This window comes from Gynuella sunshinyii YC6258, from assembly GCF_000940805.1.
GTDB classification, from domain to species: Bacteria; Pseudomonadota; Gammaproteobacteria; order Pseudomonadales; family Natronospirillaceae; genus Gynuella; species Gynuella sunshinyii.
This window is the reverse complement of sequence record NZ_CP007142.1, coordinates 4,625,191-4,644,713: the sequence shown is the minus strand read 5'-3', so window position 1 is coordinate 4,644,713 and position 19,523 is coordinate 4,625,191. Positions and strand designations below refer to the sequence as shown.

16 protein-coding genes and 1 CRISPR repeat array (1 of these 17 running past the window's edge) are annotated in these 19,523 nt (G+C 49.7%); of the genes, 14 read left to right on the top strand and 2 right to left on the bottom strand.

The window, feature by feature from the left end:
* A CRISPR array of direct repeats spans positions 1-489; the repeat unit is 28 nt; unit sequence GTTCACTGCCGCACAGGCAGCTTAGAAA (it extends 1,039 nt beyond the left edge of the window).
* 214 nt (positions 490-703) lie between these two features.
* Both YC6258_RS19325 and YC6258_RS27565 read right to left on the bottom strand, forming a co-directional pair.
* Positions 704-997, bottom strand: a complete 294-nt coding sequence (locus YC6258_RS19325; RefSeq protein ID WP_044618375.1) for a hypothetical protein — start codon at positions 995-997, stop codon at positions 704-706.
* 510 nt (positions 998-1,507) lie between these two features.
* Positions 1,508-3,592, bottom strand: a complete 2,085-nt coding sequence (locus tag YC6258_RS27565) for a class I SAM-dependent methyltransferase (protein ID WP_169748997.1) — start codon at positions 3,590-3,592, stop codon at positions 1,508-1,510.
* A 371-nt stretch (positions 3,593-3,963) separates the two neighbouring features.
* Between YC6258_RS27565 and fliS the strand changes: the two genes are divergently transcribed.
* The 14 genes from fliS to YC6258_RS19250 all read left to right on the top strand — a co-directional run bounded on the left by fliS (position 3,964) and on the right by YC6258_RS19250 (position 19,512).
* Positions 3,964-4,365: a flagellar export chaperone FliS gene (gene fliS, locus YC6258_RS19315; RefSeq protein WP_044618374.1), complete on the top strand. Its 402-nt coding sequence runs from the start codon at positions 3,964-3,966 to the stop codon at positions 4,363-4,365.
* An 18-nt stretch (positions 4,366-4,383) separates the two neighbouring features.
* Positions 4,384-4,653: a hypothetical protein gene (locus tag YC6258_RS19310; RefSeq protein ID WP_044618373.1), complete on the top strand. Its 270-nt coding sequence runs from the start codon at positions 4,384-4,386 to the stop codon at positions 4,651-4,653.
* 319 nt (positions 4,654-4,972) lie between these two features.
* Positions 4,973-6,460 (top strand): sigma-54-dependent transcriptional regulator, encoded by a 1,488-nt coding sequence (locus YC6258_RS19305; protein WP_044618372.1) that lies wholly within the window; start codon positions 4,973-4,975, stop codon positions 6,458-6,460.
* A gap of 196 nt (positions 6,461-6,656) precedes the next feature.
* Positions 6,657-7,910 carry a sensor histidine kinase gene (locus tag YC6258_RS19300; protein WP_144407699.1) on the top strand — a complete coding sequence of 418 codons (1,254 nt, stop codon included), beginning with the start codon at positions 6,657-6,659 and terminating at the stop codon, positions 7,908-7,910.
* Between the two features lie 4 nt (positions 7,911-7,914).
* Positions 7,915-9,309: a sigma-54-dependent transcriptional regulator gene (locus YC6258_RS19295; protein ID WP_044618371.1), complete on the top strand. Its 1,395-nt coding sequence runs from the start codon at positions 7,915-7,917 to the stop codon at positions 9,307-9,309.
* Positions 9,310-9,786: 477 nt separating this feature from the next.
* A complete protein-coding gene (gene fliE / locus YC6258_RS19290) occupies positions 9,787-10,185 on the top strand; it encodes a flagellar hook-basal body complex protein FliE (protein WP_044618370.1) in 399 nt (132 codons plus the stop codon).
* 180 nt (positions 10,186-10,365) lie between these two features.
* Positions 10,366-12,096, top strand: coding sequence for a flagellar basal-body MS-ring/collar protein FliF (fliF, locus tag YC6258_RS19285; RefSeq protein WP_245626960.1), 1,731 nt, complete (start codon positions 10,366-10,368; stop codon positions 12,094-12,096).
* Entirely contained in the window at positions 12,089-13,126 is a 1,038-nt protein-coding gene (gene fliG, locus YC6258_RS19280; protein ID WP_044618369.1) for a flagellar motor switch protein FliG, read from the top strand. The genes fliF and fliG overlap by 8 nt, the downstream gene beginning before the upstream one ends.
* An 87-nt stretch (positions 13,127-13,213) precedes the next feature.
* Positions 13,214-14,656: a FliH/SctL family protein gene (locus YC6258_RS19275; RefSeq protein WP_044618368.1), complete on the top strand. Its 1,443-nt coding sequence runs from the start codon at positions 13,214-13,216 to the stop codon at positions 14,654-14,656.
* Positions 14,646-16,070 (top strand): flagellar protein export ATPase FliI, encoded by a 1,425-nt coding sequence (gene fliI / locus YC6258_RS19270; RefSeq protein WP_044620216.1) that lies wholly within the window; start codon positions 14,646-14,648, stop codon positions 16,068-16,070. Before YC6258_RS19275 ends, fliI begins: the two co-directional genes overlap by 11 nt.
* 34 nt (positions 16,071-16,104) lie before the next feature.
* Positions 16,105-16,548, top strand: a complete 444-nt coding sequence (gene fliJ / locus YC6258_RS19265; RefSeq protein WP_044618367.1) for a flagellar export protein FliJ — start codon at positions 16,105-16,107, stop codon at positions 16,546-16,548.
* 168 nt (positions 16,549-16,716) lie between these two features.
* Entirely contained in the window at positions 16,717-17,016 is a 300-nt protein-coding gene (locus YC6258_RS19260; protein WP_044618366.1) for an STAS domain-containing protein, read from the top strand.
* A 20-nt stretch (positions 17,017-17,036) separates the two neighbouring features.
* Entirely contained in the window at positions 17,037-17,399 is a 363-nt protein-coding gene (locus tag YC6258_RS19255) for a response regulator (protein ID WP_044618365.1), read from the top strand.
* Between the two features lie 13 nt (positions 17,400-17,412).
* Positions 17,413-19,512 (top strand): chemotaxis protein CheA, encoded by a 2,100-nt coding sequence (locus tag YC6258_RS19250; RefSeq protein ID WP_044618364.1) that lies wholly within the window; start codon positions 17,413-17,415, stop codon positions 19,510-19,512.
* Positions 19,513-19,523 lie beyond the last annotated feature (11 nt).

Genomic DNA, 19,523 nt, shown 5'->3' with positions numbered 1-19,523 from the left:
GCTTAGAAAGCCCAGGGCCGCCACCAGCTCCAAAAATTTAAGTTCACTGCCGCACAGGCAGCTTAGAAAGATACTGATAACTCTGCGTCACACGCCAGTCCGTTCACTGCCGCACAGGCAGCTTAGAAATGATGAGGTTGAAGGCAAGTTTTTAGAGAAGCGTTCACTGCCGCACAGGCAGCTTAGAAATATCACGTAAAGATGACAACCATTCCATAAACGTTCACTGCCGCACAGGCAGCTTAGAAAGAATCTGGCGCAATATGGTGTAAACCGTTACCGTTCACTGCCGCACAGGCAGCTTAGAAATCAAGGATGGCTTAAATGTTCTCAGGAAAGCCGTTCACTGCCGCACAGGCAGCTTAGAAAAAGTCTCAGCGGCGAGTAACTCGCTAATGTCAGTTCACTGCCGCACAGGCAGCTTAGAAAAATGAAGGAAGTCTCAGTTTTGCCGATGAGCTGTTCACTGCCACACAGGCAGCCCCAAAAAACATAAACGCATATCCCTCACGCTCATAAATCACTACCACACAACCCTCCAAAAAACAGAAAGGTTTTCTGCATAATAATTTCAGTTGTTATGGCAACTATTATTTGCACAGAAAAAACCGGCTGTTTGCTTTGCTGGCGATAGTCAGCATGGCTATTGGTTTGGTTGTCAATAAAAGCCCGGATTTGTTCCGGGCTTTTTTGTTTGTGGGGGTTAATTTTCCGGCAGTGCGAGCAGTGAGCGGCACAGGCTGAGGATGAGGGTTTGGCCGATCAGGGCTTCTTCGTCCATGCCGTTGAAGGAGGGATGGTCGTAGAGGCCGAGTTGGGCCTGCATAAACGTGAGTATGGCGCTGACCTGGCTGCAGGCGTCGCGGCGTGTGTAGGCCAGACCAAAGGCTCTGAAATCCGGCAGGTGATGGGTTTGTCCGTGTTCGTCGCGAACGCTCAGGCAGCGGTGACACAGTAGTTCTTTCGTTTGGGCTTCGGATAATTGAATAGAAGACATGAAATTTCCCGTGAACATTGTAGAAAACAATGCCCCCTCAGTCCGGTTCCAAGCGAAACTGGGGGGCAGGCCGAAACGGGTTGGAACCTACCGCTCTTCACGGAAAGCGGCCCAGCCGAAGCTGGCCCGCCCGGCCTGCCAAAACAGACAGGCGTGCGTAAGCACCAGTACAAAAAAAGACGCAAAAGCGTCTCAATGTACCGCCGTGAAGTGATTTTCGGGGGTTCCAATCCCGGCGCTGGTTTTTTGCCAGCGCGGCACAACAGTAACCTGAAGTGTGCGATGAGTAAAGTCTCTAGCGCTGCGGTTAAATCTTCTGTGTGAATGGCCATTTCTGTTTGCGCGGTGCCGTTTAAGAGCGCACAGGCTGCGTTAGCGTATTACTCAAATGGGAGTAGGGAAAAACACAGAAATGGCGAAGAGGAGGCGTTCTGGAATGATCAATCCGGCCATCAATGGTGCCCGGGGTTGATCAAAGCGGCCATCACTGGCCGCTGTAATCGGAGTACCCTAAACAGTTGGGGCTTGCCTGGGTTTCTGGCAGTAGAACTGATACATGCCGCCAAACGACTGCGGATGCTGTTGTTCAAACTCGGCCCATTCCGCTAGGGTACCGCGCTGTTGATCGCTGCCAATAAACTCAATGAATTCCAGTCGCTGCAGCGGTTGCACCAGCAGGCCAATAAAGTTCAGGTTGAACCGGGTGAGCATCTCGTCGATTTGTAGCAGGTCAAACTGGGTTTCATGTTCATGGAACACCAGATCACGACAGCCGCTCATATTGTAAAAATCAGAGGAGCTTAACATGCCGGAAAATGCCGTGCTGCTGTTGTTGTGCAGAATCGCCTGACGGAACAGGCGAATATGCTGAGCACTGCCGGTCAGTTTGTTTTTCTGAATCAATTCCCGGGATTTCAGAATAATCTGTCGTGCCGCCCGGCTGTACAGCGCCAGTTTCATCAGCCCCCCAGGTACGAGCCGTTCTTTCAGGGCCGCCAGTCCAGCCATCGGATCTGCCATGTGGTGCAGCACGCCGGAACTTTCGATGATGTGAAACTGTTGTTTCAATTGATCGAGGTTGAGAATATCCGCCTGGATAAACTCGATGTTTTTGACGTGATATTTTTCGGCCATTTTGCTGGCGTATACCAGTGAGCGGCGGCTCAGGTCGATGGCGGTAACATTCACGTTACGGAAATATTTGGCGACTTTGATAGCATGCTGACCGGTGCCACAACCGGCAATCAGGACATTAATGTCACCTGTGTTGAAAAACGAGGGAGCCCGAAAATCCGGAAATTCCTGTTCCATCGCCCGGCCATAATTGGTTGGGGTGTTGTAACTGAGGTGCAGCCAGCGCGGGTAGGGGTTTTGCTCGTATTGGGCCTGTACTTTCTGGCTGGTGGCATCGCTGATCTGACCAATCGACGGAATTTTGTCGCAGTTCTGTTTCTCCTGGATAATTTCCAGCAAGGCATGGTTGATGGTTTTACGGGCCCATACCGGCCAGCGGTTGACGGAGAATTTAGCCAGTTCGGTTGCACAGCTCAGTTCGTCCATGGGCAGGTACATGCCGTAGAGCAATGTGGCTCCGGCCAGATCAGAGGGTTTCCAGCCGGTGGCGCTGATCACGGCGTTGATGAGGTCTTCCAGGGCGGAGAGCAGGTTGTATTCCTGAGAGTCGATATACAGGCTGTATTCCATGTTGGAGGCATACAGGCTCAGCGCAACCGCCAGATTCACATGCAGTTGCTTCAAATCGGACTGCACCAGGCTTTCCAGCAATAGCTGTTTTCGGATCTGGGTAATGAATTTTTCCAGATCCGGCTGGCAGAAAATAATTTTGCTTAAGGCTTCGCACAATAGTTTGTCCTGGCAGACGGTATCCACGATACCCAGCGGCAGACCGTGCTGAAGTAATGATGGAATATCATACTTATGGATCAGCAGTGAAGCGGTGATGTTGCCCAGAGCGGTGTAGTCGATGCCTTCCAGCAGGTATAGCGACAGGATGTCGTCGGCCAGTTCTTCGTCGTAGTGGTTGGCAGTGATCTTGGCGGTGCATTCGAACAGTTTGGTCCGGATGTGCGGGTCATCAGGATGGGATTTGATCAGTTCCCGATAGTCCTGAAACGCCTCTACGAATTTTCCCTGCCGCGTTTTGGTGTACGCCAGCGAGCTGGCTGCCCGGGTCAGTGACGGGTTTATCCGAAAGGCGCGGGCAAACAGTTTTTCCGCTTCTTCGTACTCCTGGCGCGCCAGAAACACATGCCCCTGACTGTAAAGCAGAGAAGGATCTTCCGGCGCTTCTTTGAGGGCGTATACCAGATGGCTGTTGGCCTGATCGTAAAAGCCTTCATCAATCGCGATGCGTGCCAGTAAGTTGAGTGCCAGCGGCCGGGTTTCTTTGATATTGGCAAGAATGTCTGCAATATCCTTGGCTTCTTTCCGGCAGGCGGCACACTGCTCATTTTTAAGTCTGGGGTTCAGGCTTTTTTCATAAAGTGCCTCAGCGGAATTTAACAGAGTGGAGATCTTGAACTGATCACTTTGATCCTCTGTAAATTTCCGGACGGTTGTTGCTGAACGGCTCATCTGTTCCTCCCACCGGACAAGGTTTGCCGGCTTGCCTCTCACGTATCTACCAAATGAAGAATGAGTAAGGTTGTTAAAAATCAACAGGTTAGCGATTTTTTTAACAATCCTGACTGCCATGTATGGAGTACCGGTGCAACGGCTGTGCCACTGCTGAATGTGCCGCTTTAAAAAAGAAAATGGTGAAAGTGCTCAAGTTTTGAGGATTCGCGCCGCTGACTAGAGGGTAGGGAAGTAGGGGGCCGCTGAATCATCTCGGTGAGGTGATCCAGGTCATTATTCAGAGGTTTCTCACAGAAATCAGTTTGCTTATGGTCAAACAGCAGGGAAGGATCTACTTTTGAGTAAGTGGTCAATTATCGGGAGATAGTATGTACAGCTCAGGTGCCAACCATTATCAGGCAGTCAGTAATCAAACCAGCATCGTCGATGCCGATCCTCATCAGCTGATTCAGTTGTTGCTGGAGGGCGCGATGTCCCGAATGGCCCAGGCCCGAGGGTGCATAGAGCGTGGCGATATTGAAGGCCGCAACAACAGCATCAATAAGGCTATTGCCATTATTGGTGGCCTGAACAGCAGCCTGAACATGGACGCAGGGGAAATTTCCTTCAACCTGAAACGTTTGTACGAGTACATGCAGCAACGGCTGTTTGAGGCCAATGTCCGTAATGACATAAACGCGCTGGATGAAGTGGTACGATTGTTGGGTGAAATTAAAGTCGCCTGGGAAGGTATTAAAGAAGAAGCCAAGGCTTACATCCAAAATCGCTGATCAAACGGGGAGACCACTATGCAATTCGATCATGCTCTGGAGCATCTGACCCGACTGCAGCAACGTCTGGTGGATACCGCCGATCAGCAGGACTGGCAACGGTTAGCCATGGTCGAAAGCGAGTGTCAGATGTGGATGCATGAGCTGTCAGAATGGCCGGATCTGGACGTTCTACAGACGGAACGTCTGCGCCGTCACCTGTTGGGTATGACCGCTGTCTATCAGCGGGTTATCAACGCCAGTATCGAACATATTTATCTGCGTTTTTCCTCCGCCCTGGCCGGTTGAGTTCGATACATTGGACTTAAGGACGATTTACACTCATTTACAGACCGGCAATATACCTCCGTGTTAAACGGCAAACTTATTCCTCAAAAGAAAAAGAGCCTGTCGCTTTCCGTCAATATTTTTTTTAATTTCCTTACTTCTTGCAACATGAAAATAATATTCCAGCTTTTTTTGCAAAAAAAATCGCCATAAATTTGACTAATTGCTTTTTCCCTTCTTTACTACTCCTATATGGAAAAAGTGTCGATATGATCACAAATTTCATCAGGCATTGTTAGTTGTTGTTCAAAAATGACTCAGTTACAGGAACCAGTCAGCTATGTGGCAAGAGACGAAAGTTCTCATCATCGATGACAATATCGATCGGCGCCAGGAAGTACGCGTCATCATGGATTTTCTTGGGGAAGAGGCATACGACTCTGGAGTTGACGAGTGGAAGCTTAAGGCCAACGAGGCTTTTCAGACTAAAGACCAAGTCAGTGCGGTTATCTTGGGTGAATGTCGGGTTGGCATTAATCGGGTGTTAACTGAGATTATGGCCTGGGACAGAGGTTTGCCAGTGATCATGATTGGATCTTTCCACGCTGATGAAAGTGTCGAGGAAGAACTCAAGCGCATAGTCATCGCCCGCATTCCACATCCCCCCAGTTATAATGTAATGGTCGATACCTTGCATCGTGCTCAGGTTTATCGTGAACAGATGGATTTATCCCGGGGCCGTGATCAGCGCCGGGAAACCAATCTGTTTCGCAGCCTTGTCGGGTCCAGCCGGACGATTCAGGCGGTACGTGAAATGATGGCCCAGGTGGCCGATAAAGATGTCACGGTGTTGATCACCGGAGAATCCGGGACGGGCAAGGAAGTGGTTGCCCGTAATCTGCACTATAACTCTCACCGTCGTCATAAGCCGTTTGTACCCGTTAACTGTGGCGCTATTCCGGGCGAACTGATTGAAAGCGAACTGTTCGGACATGAAAAAGGCTCGTTTACCGGCGCTATTTCCACCCGTGCCGGTCGTTTCGAAATGGCCGAGGGCGGTACGTTGTTTCTTGATGAGATCGGCGATCTGCCACTGACCATGCAGGTGAAGCTGTTGCGGGTGTTGCAGGAAAGAACGTTTGAGCGTGTCGGTGGAACCAAGACCTTTACCAGCGATGTTCGAATTGTGGCGGCTACCCACCGTGATCTGGAAAAAATGATTGAAGAGGGAACGTTTCGTGAAGATCTCTACTATCGTTTGAATGTATTCCCGATTGAAATGCCGGCTTTGCGTGAGCGACGGGAAGACATTCCGCTGCTGCTCAATGAGCTGATTTCAAGAATGGAGAATGAAAAGCGAGGTTCCATTCGTTTTAATTCGGCGGCGGTGATGTCTTTGAGCAATCATGAATGGCCGGGCAATATTCGTGAAATGGCCAATCTGGTTGAGCGTCTGGCGATTATGCATCCGTATGGCGTTATTGGCGTCAATGAAATGCCAAAAAAATACCGCCATATTGATGAGCTGGGTGAGCTGGCGAACAGCAGTTTTATGTCAGATTCGCCGGAAGTGGCGGTTTCTGAGTCGTCGATGATCAATACTAACTCAGTCATGATGTCGACAGACCCGAATCAACCGGCTCTGCTACCGGTAAACGGGTTGGATCTGAAAGAATATCTGACTGATCTGGAGCGCAGCCTGATTCAGCAGGCCTTGGATGATGCCAATGGTGTCGTTGCCAGGGCCGCCGAAAAACTGCATATACGCAGAACTACTCTGGTGGAGAAAATGCGTAAATATAATCTGAGTAAAAAAGAACTGGCATGATGAGCAATCGGTTACGCCGGTTGTTTTTATGCTGTTTTTATTGCTCCTGAATCCGCTTTGACAGCGTTAATATCGTAACTTTCTGACTCTCTGGAATAGTATTTTAAGAAACCGGCTGACCGCCGGTTTTTTTTTGGCCCGCTTTGTGCAAAACCAGCTAAAAATGACTGGCTTTTGACACAAGGTTGAATCATTCATGTCAGAAAAAACAGCAGGCGTTTCTGTGCCTACGGTGTCCCGAAACAGCTCCAAGCCTTTATCCTGGCCGGGTATGTTTCCATTGACCGCCGAGGCTTCTCTCTCCGCAGAACGGCTGGAAGAGCTGAAACAGGCTTTTGACGTTTTTAATAAAATGTCAGAACAACTGACGGAATCTTATCAGTGGCTTGAGACCCGTGTGGTGGAACTGAGCGGCGAATTGGCGACCGTCAGTGAGCAGCGAATGCGGGAGCTGGCAGAAAAAGAAAAGCTTGCCGACCAACTCGAAAGTCTGTTGAACCTGATGCCGGCTGGCGTGTTGGTACTGGATCAAAAAGGCCGGATTCAGCACACCAATCCCGCCGCAGAAGCATTGCTGGAAGTGCCGTTGAAAGGCCAGCGCTGGCGCTCCATCATTCGTTCTGTTTTTTCACCACAGGCCAATGATGGACACGAAATTTCTCTGAGAAATGGTCGCTTGGTTAACCTGGCAACCACTGCACTGGATGGTGCCGGGCAGTTAATTTTACTGACCGATCATACTCAGACCCGCTCGTTACAGCAGCAGATTGCCCGTCAGGAACGGTTAAGTGCGATGGGCCGAATGGTTGCGTCTTTGGCCCACCAGATCAGAACCCCGCTATCAGCAGCCATGTTATACGCTGGAAATCTGAACCGGCCTGAGCTGTCATCTGATCAAAAAGATAAATTTATTCAAAAGCTACAGGCACGGTTGAATCATCTTGAACAGCAGGTTCGTGACATGCTGATCTTTGCCAAGGGTGATTCTCGTCTGCTCAATGAAATCAGTGTCAAAGAATTGATGCTGGATTTGCAAAATGCCTGTGAGACGGTGTTACTGGAACACGGTGCTCAGCTCGACATTATTAATGAAGTGAGTGATGAGATCATTCTGTGCAATAAGGAAACTCTGATCGGTGCGATTCAGAATCTGATCAATAACGCGGTCGACGCAATTGAGCGGGATGCCAGAATTGAAGTGCACTGTCGCCGGGTGGCTCACAAAACCCTGCGAATTGATGTCACCGACAATGGACCGGGGATGCCGAAAGATCTGGTTGACAAGGTTCTGGAACCATTTTTTACCACGAAATCCCACGGTACCGGGCTGGGGCTGGCGGTTGTTCAGTCAGTCATAACCGGACATAAGGGTACCGTGACAATCAATCGTAACTATGAAAACGGTTGTCAGTTTAATTTATTTTTACCGATATTAATCAATAGGAGCTGAATCAATGACTGCTCATACAATTCTCGTGGTCGAAGATGACCTGGCCTTGCGTGAAGCGCTCTGCGACACACTGGAACTCAATGGGTTTGAAGTGGTCGAGGCAAGTTCGGGAGAAGCCGGTGTCGCACGACTCAATGATTCCAGCGTCGATTTTGTGGTTTCCGATGTCAATATGCCTGGGATCGATGGACATGAATTTCTGGCAATTACCAGAGAAAAATTCCCCAAATTACCAGTATTGTTGATTACTGCTTACGGTAGTGTCAGTAAAGCGGTGGATGCCATTCAGAGTGGTGCGGTTGACTATCTGGTTAAACCTTTTGAGCCCGGTATTCTGATCGAAACCATCCAGAAGTTTCTGAAGGCGGACAGGCCTGTCAACATGAATGAACCGGTCGCTGTGGAACCCAGCAGTCAACAGGTGCTGGATCTGGCAAAGAAAGTGGCCAAAACCGACTCTACCATTTTGATTTCCGGTGAAAGTGGTACGGGTAAAGAAGTGCTGGCGCGTTACATACACGAAAACTCCAATCGTATTGGTCAGCCATTTGTCGCCATCAACTGTGCTGCCATTCCGGAGAACATGTTGGAAGCCACCTTGTTTGGGCATGAAAAAGGTGCCTTTACCGGAGCGATGAACAGCTCTCCCGGCAAGTTTGAACAGGCCAATAACGGCACCATTCTACTGGACGAAATTTCCGAAATGGATTTGGGGTTACAGGCAAAATTACTGCGGGTGTTGCAGGAACGGGAGGTGGAACGGATCGGCGGTCGTAAGACCATTCAACTGAACGTCAGAGTCTTGGCGACTACCAACCGAAATCTATTGGAAGAAGTCAAAAAAGGTAACTTCAGAGAAGACTTGTATTACCGCCTCAGCGTGTTCCCGATTCAATGGAAGCCTTTGCGTGAGCGCCGGCTGGATTTGATTCCATTGGCAGAACGATTGATTCATATTCATGCTGTCAAAATGGGTAGGGCAGATGTTCGTCTGGACGACAGCGCCCGCAATGCGTTAATACAATATAACTGGCCGGGTAACGTACGTGAACTCGATAACGCGATTCAGCGTGCCATGATTCTGCAGAGCGGAGCCTGGATTACCGACAAGGATTTGGGGTTGGTGGATCTGCCGGAACTGGACTTTGAACCACAGCGTAACCAGGAGCTGTTTGGTGATACGGCTGAGCTGTCCAGCCGGATCGAAAAGAGCAACAGTGAGCTGGGCAGTGAGATTAAACAGCGTGAGCTGGAGATTATTATCGAAACTATCCGTAACTGTGGTGGCCGCAAAAAACAAGCTGCCGAAAGACTGGGGATCAGCCCCAGAACGCTACGTTATAAGCTGGCTCGTTTCCGCGAACTGGGCGTGGATGTTGATCGGGCAATTTTTGCCTGATGACTTTCAGCCAGGAATGATTTCGTGAAGAAATCATTCCTGTGTCAAACCTGATCTGACGGCCACACAGGCCTGTAATCTCATCGGTTTTATATACTGCTTTCTTTCTTCTTTTATCTGCCGCCATACCAACACAGACCATGCTGCTAACGCTTGCCGCCAGAATGACAACGCTATGTTATGAGGGACACCCACTCAAATGCTTAGTAAATGTTTAGGGGACACCCACTCAATTGTTTAAGGGACACCCACCTGATTGAGGGAAAATGCTGCTTAGGGGACACCCACTCGATTGATACAGGCCCTGCTGCTAACACTTGCCGCCATAACGGCAAAGACTGGCCTTCTAATTGCAATGCAACCATTAGTTGACGGGAAATATAGATTTTTTTCCTATAAATCGACGAAGTATTGACACAACAAACACGGATTCGATGAACGTAGACAAAATTCTGACCCATAAAAAGGTGGCATGAAATGGACACAGGCAGAGTAGACATTAACCAGGTATTGATGCAGATGCGGACGATCAAGTCGCAGATGCAGCAGGCGAGACCGGCGGAAACCCGTGCCGACCAACAAGGTGTCAATCAAATCAATTCCCAGTTGCCGATGCCCGGTCAGTCCACCCGTTCGGTCGAGCAGTCAGAGCCACCCAGTTTTGGTGAAATGTTTAAGTCAGCGGTGGATACTGTTAATGATAATCAAAAAGCCGCCAGCAGTTTGTCTCAGCGTTTTGAACTCGGTGATCCTCAGGTGGATCTGCCTGAAGTTATGATCGCGTTGCAAAAGTCCAGTGTGTCGTTTCAGGCTATGACTCAGGTAAGAAATAAAATGGTCGAAGCCTACAAAGAAATTATGAATATGGCTCTGTAACAGCAGGGTTAAAGTGCTACGAAAAACGGAGTGTATTGGTATGACTGATCACAAATGCGGACGATCAAAATATATTCGTTGTCAGGATCATTCAGGCTGGTTTCATGTCTCTCCGGATGTCCGTACAGACAGTCAATTGCAAGAATTTTTCATGGTGACGATTAACAGCGGATATTCATTATGACCGAAAATGTACCGGCAGCCGCAGCCAGGCCCAAACCTCCAGTCGTTGACCGTGCTTCAACGTCTGAGTCTATGGATTCAGGTATGGGGGGGGACGGCGAAGAAACGAGTTCAAAGGTGAATCCGTTACTGGATGGTTTTAATCGCCTTGCATTAACCCGGCAGGTTGGTTTGTTGGTCGGCCTGGCGGCAGCCATTGCCATGGGGTTGGGAGTGGTTCTGTGGTCGATGGATAAATCCTACAAACCATTGCTGAACAGCAACGATACCTATAACGCCAAGGAAGTGATTACGCTGTTACAGGCCGAGGGCATTGAGTTTGATATCGATCCTGTCAGCGGGCTGATTCTGGTTCCTGAATCTGAACTGCATCAGGCCCGGCTGGCCATTGCTGGTGCCGGTTTTTCCAATGATCAGACGGTTGGATATGAATTGCTGGATGAGAGCCAGCCGCTGGGCACTAGTCAGTTTATGGAAAATGCCCGCTATCGTCGCGGTCTTGAAGGTGAACTGGCGCGAACCATTGCCAGTATCAACCAGGTGCGCAGTGCCCGTGTTCACCTGGCCATTCCCAAGCGTAGCGTATTTGTCCGTGATTCACGTGAACCCAGTGCATCGGTATTTCTGGATTTGTATCCAGGAGCGTTGCTCGAAAAACAGGAAGTGAAAGCCATTACCAATCTGGTGGCCACCAGTGTTGAAGAACTGAGCCCGGATAAAGTGACCATCGTTGATCAGCGCGGCAGACTGCTCAGTGATAAAGAAGAAGACCCCGAAGCCAACCTGACCGACAAACAGTTTCAATACACCCGCCGGGTGGAAGATGCCATGACCAGCCGGATTCGTGCCATTCTGGAACCGGTATTGGGGAACGACAAATTCGAAGCCCAGGTCTCTGCCGATGTGGATTTCACTCGAGTGGAACAAACCGATGAACTGTACAACCCAGACCTCATTGCCCTGCGCTCTGAGCAGGTATTGAGTGAACAGAAAGTCGGCGAAAACAACGGAGGTATTCCGGGCGCTTTGACTAATCAGCCTCCTGGAAACGCCACTGCCCCGGAACAAACAAATCCTGATGGTACACCCGCCACCCCTCCTTCCTCAAAGCGGGACGAAGCAACCCGTAACTACGAAGTGGACCGTACTTTGAGTTACACCCAGCATCAGCTGGGCCGGTTGCGCCGTATCACTGTGGCGGTGGTCGTGGATGATATGAAAACCCTTGCGGATGATGGTACGGTCAACAAGCAGGCGTGGTCGCAGGAAGAACTCGACCGCCTGCGTATATTGGTTCAGGATGCAGTGGGCTTCGATGCTGCCAGAGGTGACAGCGTCAACGTCATCAATTCTCCGTTTATGGCGGAGCAGGAGGTCATCGAGGAGATCCCGTTCTGGAAGACGCCAGGGTTCCTCGATCTGTTACGTCAGGTCCTGGCTGGATTATTTGTACTAATATTAATATTTGCAGTATTCCGTCCGGCGCTGAAAAATCTGATGAAGAAACCCGAAGAGGACGAGGACGCCGCCGAAAGTATCGATACTTTGAGTATTGATGATGACTTTATCACGGATGATAAGGTTACCTTGAGCGGGGCGGATGAATTTTTATTGCCGGGAGCCTCAGAAAGCTTTGAACGGCAACTGGATGCTTTGCGCGGGCTGATTGCAGAAGATCCCGGCAAAGTGGCAATGGTATTGAGAAGCTGGATCATGTCCGATGACTGAACAACGAAATGCTGTAGTTGAGGCTGAAAAAGCACTCGACGGTGTACGAAAACTGGACCGGGCCGCCATTTTGTTGATGACCCTGGGAGAGAATGACGCCGCAGAGGTATTACGTAACCTTGGGCCGAAAGAGGTTCAGCGGGTGGGTACTGCGATGTCCATGCTGTCAGAAGTATCCCAGTCCCAGGTGGAGGGCACTATGGGATTGTTCATGGAAGAAGTGGGCGGCAAGACCAGCCTTGGCATCGGTGCCGATGCCTATATCCGTAACATGCTGACTCAGGCTCTGGGGGCAGAAAAAGCCAGCGGCCTGATTGATCGTATCCTGCTGGGCGGGAATACCACCGGCCTGGATACTCTAAAATGGATGGAGCCACGCGCAGTGGCGGATCTGATTCGCAATGAACACCCACAGATTCAAACCATCGTTATCGCCTATCTGGATTCCGACCTGTCCGCTGAAATTCTGACTTACTTCCCTGAAAAAGTCCGTCTGGATATTTTAATGCGGGTCGCGGCGCTGGATACCGTGCAACCAGCGGCGTTGTCTGAACTGAATGCCATTCTTGAACGTCAGTTCGCAGCCAGTGCCGGGTCGCAACAGCAGACTCTGGGCGGCGTGAAAACCGCAGCCAATATCATGAACTATCTCGAATCCAGTATTGAAGCGGAAATCATGGATGGCATTAAAGAGATCGATGAAGATCTCGGCAATGAAATCGCCGATCTCATGTTTGTCTTTGACAACCTCGTCGATGTCGATGATCGCGGTATTCAGTCGCTGTTGCGTGAGATCTCCACGGACATGTTGAAAATTGCCCTGCGTGGAGCGGATCAGAACCTGGCCGACAAAGTATTTGCCAATATGTCGAAACGGGCTGCTGAACTGTTGAAAGATGATATGGAAGCCATGGGACCAGTGCGTCTCAGTGATGTTGAAACGGCTCAGAAAGAAATTCTGGCCATTGCCAGGCGTATGGCTGATGCCGGTGAAATTGTGCTCGGTGGCAGCGGTGAGCAAATGTTATAGCAGAGGGTTGAAAAGCTCTTTGCTGGCCAAAGGAACGATAAAAGATATCTGTATATGGCGGCCAAACAACCTTAAGGCATCGTGACATTGAAACAACGGCAGACACATAACGTTGAAACCTGGGCTCTGCCCAAATGGGATAAAAACGGTAAACCCGTAGAGAAAGCGGCGCAGCCCCTGACCTCTGAAGCGGTAGAAAATACCGAACTGGAGCCGGAAGAGGAACTACGCCTGCCGACTGCCCGCGAATTACAGGATATTCGGGATCAGGCTTGGCAGGAAGGCTGGCAGGAAGGGCTGAAAAAAGGCCATGAGGAAGGTCTGCAAAAAGGTTTGCAGGAAGGCCGCGAACAGGGTTTGCCGGAAGGCGTGGAGCAGGGCATTGAGCGTGGACGGAAACTGGGCCACGAGCAGGGGCTTAAAGATGCCCAGGCAGAAATGGATCAGTTACGGATGACCTTTGCCATCCTGCTGACTCAGCTTGATGAGCAATTGCAATCCGAGCGAACCGAGCTGGACCAGGCATTGGTTAGTCTGGTAATGCGGTTGACAAAAAACCTGGTTCTCCGGGAACTCTCAATGTCGCCTGAGCTGATTCAGGCCATCGTTGCCAAAGCGGTATCGGCATTACCCAATCCCAGTGAGCGCATCGTCATAGAAGTGAACCCTCAGCATGTGGAACTCGTCAACGAACTGGCAGAGCAACATGAATCCGATTGGGTGGTCAAAAGCAATGAACAACTGGCCGAAGGCGGCTGCACCCTGCGCACGACCAATAGCCTGGTTGACTACACCCTTGAACATCGTTTTAAACAGCAAATTGAAGCCATTCTCACCGAAGCTGACCTGAATCCCGACGTGCTCATGAAAATACTCCAGGATCCGGCGGAACTGCTGACGGATGAAGTGCAGGAACTGGTTATGGAACAGACCTTGGTTGAACCGGTGGAAGCTGATGCCGAACCGGACCACCGAGCGCAACAGGTGCTCAGTCCAGGATATGGGACACCCACTCCAGGGCAAGAATCCACGCTAGATCAAGGGACACCCACTCTAGGGCAAGAGGCATCTCCGTCAGATCAAGAGACACCCACTCCAGGGCAAGAATCCACGCCAGATCATGGGACACCCACTCCAGCGCTGGAGGCATCCGCGTCAGATCAAGGGACACCCACTCCAGGGCAAGAATCCACGCCAGATCAAGGGACACCCACTTCAGAGCAAGAGGCATCCACGCCAGATCAAGGGACACCCACTCCAGGGCAAGAATCCACGTCAGATCAAGGGACACCCACTCCAGGGCAAGAATCCACGTCAGATCAAGGGACACCCACTCCAGGGCAAGAATCCACGCCAGATCAAGGGACACCCACTCTAGGGCAAGAGGCATCCGCGCCAGATCAAGGGACACCCACTTCACAGGAAGTGCATGAGCGCATGGGTATGCCAGCATCGGGCGGGATGCCGGGCGTAGATGAGGATGAGCAGGCAGCAGATGATGTTCGGGAAGCGGCAGATCATGAAACCTGAAACAGATCAGCCTTCACTGGCGCAGCGCTTCCGCCACTATGAGCAGTTGGTGCCTGATGATGCGGCTGTGACCGTTGTTGGTCGTCTGACGCGCATGGTCGGCCTGACTCTGGAAGCGGTTGGTTGCAATGTTTCCATCGGTGAGCGGTGTATGGTGATCGATGGTAATCACGAGTTGGAAGCTGAAGTGGTTGGTTTTGAAGGCGAAAAAGTGTTTCTGATGCCGATTACGCCGGTTTCCCGTTTAAAGGCCGGAGCGAAAGTTATGCCGGTGGAAAACGCCAATCAGCTGGTGATTGGTGATGAGTTGCTGGGGCGTGTGGTCAATGGTTTTGGTGAAGCGATTGATGGCAAGGGTACTTTGCATTGCCGGGTCAATAAGTCCCTGCAGGGGGAGATTATCAATCCTCTGCACCGCCAGCCCATCCGCGAACCGCTCGATGTTGGTATCAAAGCCATCAATGCTTTGCTCAGTGTGGGGCGTGGTCAGCGCTTGGGTCTGTTTGCCGGATCCGGGGTGGGTAAAAGCATGCTGTTGGGTATGATGACCCGTTTCACCAATGCTGATATTACGGTGGTCGGACTGATTGGAGAACGGGGGCGGGAGGTCAAGGAGTTCATTGAGGATATTCTTGGCGAAGAGGGGCTGGCCCGTTCTGTCGTGGTGGCTGCGCCGGCTGATGACTCGCAGCTGATTCGTTTGCGGGCCGCACAATATGCCACTTCCGTGGCCGAGTATTTCCGCGAAAAAGGCAAAAACGTCTTGTTGCTGATGGATTCTCTGACTCGTTATGCCCAGGCTCAGCGTGAAATCGCCCTTGCTACGGGAGAGCCACCGGCGACAAAAGGTTATCCGCCTTCGGTGTTTGCCAAAATTCCGCAGTTGGTGGAGCGGGCAGGTAATGCCAAAGCCGGTGAAGGATCGATTACCGCGTTTTATACAGTATTGACCGAAGGTGATGATCAGCAGGATCCGGTCGCGGATGCCTGTCGGGCAATTCTGGATGGCCATGTTGTGTTGTCACGACGACTGGCTGAAGAGGGACATTATCCGGCTATCGATATAGAGGCTTCTATCAGTCGGGCTATGCCCCAGGTTGTCAGTGGTGATCATTTGCTCAGTGCCCAGAAGTTTAAGCAGCTATATTCCACATATCAGCAGAATAAGGATCTGATTACCATCGGTGCCTACAGTGCCGGTGCGGATGCCGAACTCGATAAAGCTGTCGAGAAAATGCCGAAGATGCGCGATTTTCTGCGCCAGAGCCTGAGCCAGCCGTTCAGTTATGACGAAAGCCGCGAAATGCTGAGCAGGCTTGGCTTGGAAAAAGCCGATACGCCGGTGGTTAAAGCTAAGGGGCAGAAAGTCGGCCAGAAACAAACCGGTCTGGCATCCAGAGCGAAAGCGCGTTGAAGCGAACCATAAACTCAAACGGTGAGAATAGTCGATGAATCGCTCGCAGCGTCTGGTTATTGTCGAGAAACTGATTCGGCAGCAGGAAGAACAACTGGCCAGGGCTTTGACCATGGCGCGCGAAAATGTGCAGCGGGAGCAACATCGGCTGGATGAACTGATGGGCTATCAAAACAGTTATGAGGATGAATTTCGTTCGCAGGCACAACAAGGTATCTCTGGTCAAAGGTGGCAAAGTTACCAGCATTTTATTGCCCAATTGGAACAGGTCATTAAGGCTCAACAGCACACCATTCTGATGGCGCAACGCCAGACAAATGAAGTCATGCAGCGATGGAAAAAAGTTCATCTCAAGCGAAAATCTATGTCCAGTTTTATTGAGTCTGTTCGTTTCGAAGAATGGGTGGCACAGGAAAAACTGGAGCAAAAGCAAAATGATGAGTTAGTTACGCAAATGTTTTCCAGAACTCGTCAATAAACATGTTAACTTTTTTATCTGAAATAAAACTTTAGCAAGTTAAATACCTCAATATTAGTAAAAATACCCTTTTTTCTAGTCCATTAGTCGGAGCTTGTAACGCTGCTCTGTAATTTTTTTTGCAAGCTAAAAAAGCACGTCTACTCTAAAGGTAAGACGCTATGCCGAATGTTGGAAAAGCAGAAGATGGGAAATACGTTTAATGTTCCGTGTCCGGAAATGATGGGCATCAACAATGTCGATGAGATTAAAAATTTGCTGACTGAAGCAATTGACTCTCATAGCGATATTGCTCTCCAACTGGCTTCTGTCAATAAAATTGATACCACCGCAGTACAACTTCTGATTGCTTTAAAGCAGAAACTGGAATCTCAGAACAACCGTCTGATACTTTCTGAACCGAGTGAACAAGTGCTTAAAGTCGTTAAACTGTTGGGGGTAAATACATTGTTGGGTTTAGTTGATTAAAAAAATCGGGGACTGATCAGATGACCAAAATTCTAGCTGTTGACGATTCTGCATCTATGCGACAAATGGTTGCCTTTACTTTAAAGGGAGCAGGTTTTGACGTTGTCGAAGCCCAGGATGGAAAGCAGGCGTTAAGTGCAGCTCAAGGGCAGAAGTTTGACCTTGTTTTGAGTGATGTCAATATGCCTGTTATGGGAGGAATTGAGTTGGTTAGTAAACTTCGTGAGCTGCCAAACTATAAATTCATACCCATTCTTATGCTGACCACGGAAAGTGCCGGCGACAAAAAAATGGAAGGCAAAAAAGCGGGTGCCACCGGTTGGATCGTCAAGCCATTCAACCCGGATCAGTTGTTGGCGACTATTCGTAAGGTGCTTGGCTGAAAGGCATGGACATATGAGCAGCATCGATTTAAGCCAGTTTCATCAGGTCTTTTTCGAGGAAAGTCTCGAAGGGCTTGATAGTATGGAAAATTGTTTACTGGAAATCGACGTCAGTCATATTGACAGGGAGTTGATCAATACCATCTTCAGAGCTGCCCATTCAATCAAAGGCGGTAGCGGGACATTCGGATTCACGGATATAGCTCAGTTTACTCATGTCATAGAAACACTGCTTGACGAAATTCGTTCCGATCAACGGGGTCTCACCCAGGCGAATGTCGAGCTGTTTTTACAGTCCGTGGACTGCCTGCGCAATATGCTGGCGGATTTACAGGATGGCCGGCCCGTTGATCTGACTCAGGCAGACAAGTTGCGACAACAGTTTGAAGGCATGATCAATGAACCAGGTCAGCCATCAACTGTCGTTGCAGAAGATGAGCCGGAAAACCTGGATACCCAGCTAGGTGGCAGTCGTTGGCGAATTAAATTTGCACCCGGTTCAGACATCATCCAAACCGGCAATGAACCTTATCGCATCATTGCCGAGCTGCATTTGCTGGGTAGTGTCGAAACCGAGGTCGATATTTCAAGGTTGCCGGAATTTGATGCGATTGATGGCGAACAATGTTACCTGCAATGGCAGTTTTTGGTGACCGGGGACGACATCCGTGAAGAGCAGTTGAATGAAGTATTTGAATGGGTGCGTGATGATTCCGAAATTGAAATCGTTTGTGAAAGTGAGGTCAGTGAAAACGCAGTGATTGAAGTGGTTCAGGATACTCATCCTGAACCGGTCAAACATGGCCCATCAGTTTCCGCCCCGCCGCCACCTGTAGCGTCTGAACCTAAAGAGAGTGCGAATGAAGGGCGTCCTGTCACATCGAAAAACGCTGAACATGCTTCTATTCGAGTCAGTATCGATAAAATAGATTCTCTGATCAATATGGTTGGGGAACTGGTGATTACTCAATCCATGCTCGGAGAGTTAGGTCGTGATTTCAATATGGACAGTCTGCACCTGTTACAAGAAGGTCTGTCGCAGCTGGAACACCATACCCGTGAATTGCAGGAAAATGTCATGCGAATTCGCATGTTGCCGATCAGTTTTACGTTCAGTCGGATGCCGAGACTGGTCAGAGATTTGAGCAGTAAGCTTGGAAAGAAAGTTGAGCTGAAACTGATTGGCGAAAACACCGAGTTAGATAAAACGGTGATGGAAAAAATTGGTGACCCACTGGTCCATATGGTTCGTAATTCTCTGGATCATGGTCTGGAAAGTCCCGAGCAGCGTAAAGCCGCCGGCAAAAGCGAAACGGGGACGCTGACACTGAACGCCTATCACCATGGTGGCAATATTGTTATCGAGATTATTGATGATGGTCGCGGTATTGATACGGAAAAAATCAGAAACAAGGCCATTGAGCGTGAATTGATTAAACCCACAGATGAGTTGTCGCGGGAACAAATATATCAGTTGTTGTTCCGACCAGGTTTTTCCACCGCTGAACAGGTCAGTGATGTATCCGGTCGTGGCGTGGGGATGGATGTGGTTAAGCGTAATATCCAGGAACTCAACGGTTCTATTGAAATGGAATCAGAACCTGGTGTTGGTTCGACATTCAAAATCATATTGCCACTGACACTGGCGATATTGGATGGACAACTGTTTAAGTTGGGCTCCGAGACTTATATTTTACCGTTGGTCAGCATTGTTGAATCCATTCAGATTAAACCCAGCAATATGAATCTGGTTGCGGGTAGCGTTGATGTCTTTCGTTTGCGTCATGAATATGTGCCGGTGATCAAGCTTGCTGAGGTCTTCGATGTGAGTACTGGAACCAGAGATACAGCGGAAGGGCTACTGGTCGTGGTGGAAGGAGATAATAAGAAAGTTGCTTTACTGGTAGATGATCTGTTGGGGCAGCAGCAGGTAGTAATCAAAAGCCTGGAATCAAATTATCAGAGAGTGGATGGCATATCCGGAGCCACTATTCTGGGAGATGGCACTGTCGCACTGATCCTTGATGTTCCGGGCATAATCAAAATGTCGGGTATTAAACTGTCGGCCAGTGGTTCTGCATTTATTGATAAAGGCAAGCAGTCAGCGGCGTGAGGAATGAGGTA

Coding starts and splice junctions, on each gene's coding strand:
- YC6258_RS19325 (WP_044618375.1), bottom strand. CDS start 997: ATGTCTTCTATTCAATTATCCGAAGCCCAAACGAAAGAACTACTGTGT.
- YC6258_RS27565 (WP_169748997.1), bottom strand. CDS start 3,592: ATGAGCCGTTCAGCAACAACCGTCCGGAAATTTACAGAGGATCAAAGT.
- fliS (WP_044618374.1), top strand. CDS start 3,964: ATGTACAGCTCAGGTGCCAACCATTATCAGGCAGTCAGTAATCAAACC.
- YC6258_RS19310 (WP_044618373.1), top strand. CDS start 4,384: ATGCAATTCGATCATGCTCTGGAGCATCTGACCCGACTGCAGCAACGT.
- YC6258_RS19305 (WP_044618372.1), top strand. CDS start 4,973: ATGTGGCAAGAGACGAAAGTTCTCATCATCGATGACAATATCGATCGG.
- YC6258_RS19300 (WP_144407699.1), top strand. CDS start 6,657: ATGTCAGAAAAAACAGCAGGCGTTTCTGTGCCTACGGTGTCCCGAAAC.
- YC6258_RS19295 (WP_044618371.1), top strand. CDS start 7,915: ATGACTGCTCATACAATTCTCGTGGTCGAAGATGACCTGGCCTTGCGT.
- fliE (WP_044618370.1), top strand. CDS start 9,787: ATGGACACAGGCAGAGTAGACATTAACCAGGTATTGATGCAGATGCGG.
- fliF (WP_245626960.1), top strand. CDS start 10,366: ATGACCGAAAATGTACCGGCAGCCGCAGCCAGGCCCAAACCTCCAGTC.
- fliG (WP_044618369.1), top strand. CDS start 12,089: ATGACTGAACAACGAAATGCTGTAGTTGAGGCTGAAAAAGCACTCGAC.
- fliI (WP_044620216.1), top strand. CDS start 14,646: ATGAAACCTGAAACAGATCAGCCTTCACTGGCGCAGCGCTTCCGCCAC.
- fliJ (WP_044618367.1), top strand. CDS start 16,105: ATGAATCGCTCGCAGCGTCTGGTTATTGTCGAGAAACTGATTCGGCAG.
- YC6258_RS19260 (WP_044618366.1), top strand. CDS start 16,717: ATGTTGGAAAAGCAGAAGATGGGAAATACGTTTAATGTTCCGTGTCCG.
- YC6258_RS19255 (WP_044618365.1), top strand. CDS start 17,037: ATGACCAAAATTCTAGCTGTTGACGATTCTGCATCTATGCGACAAATG.
- YC6258_RS19250 (WP_044618364.1), top strand. CDS start 17,413: ATGAGCAGCATCGATTTAAGCCAGTTTCATCAGGTCTTTTTCGAGGAA.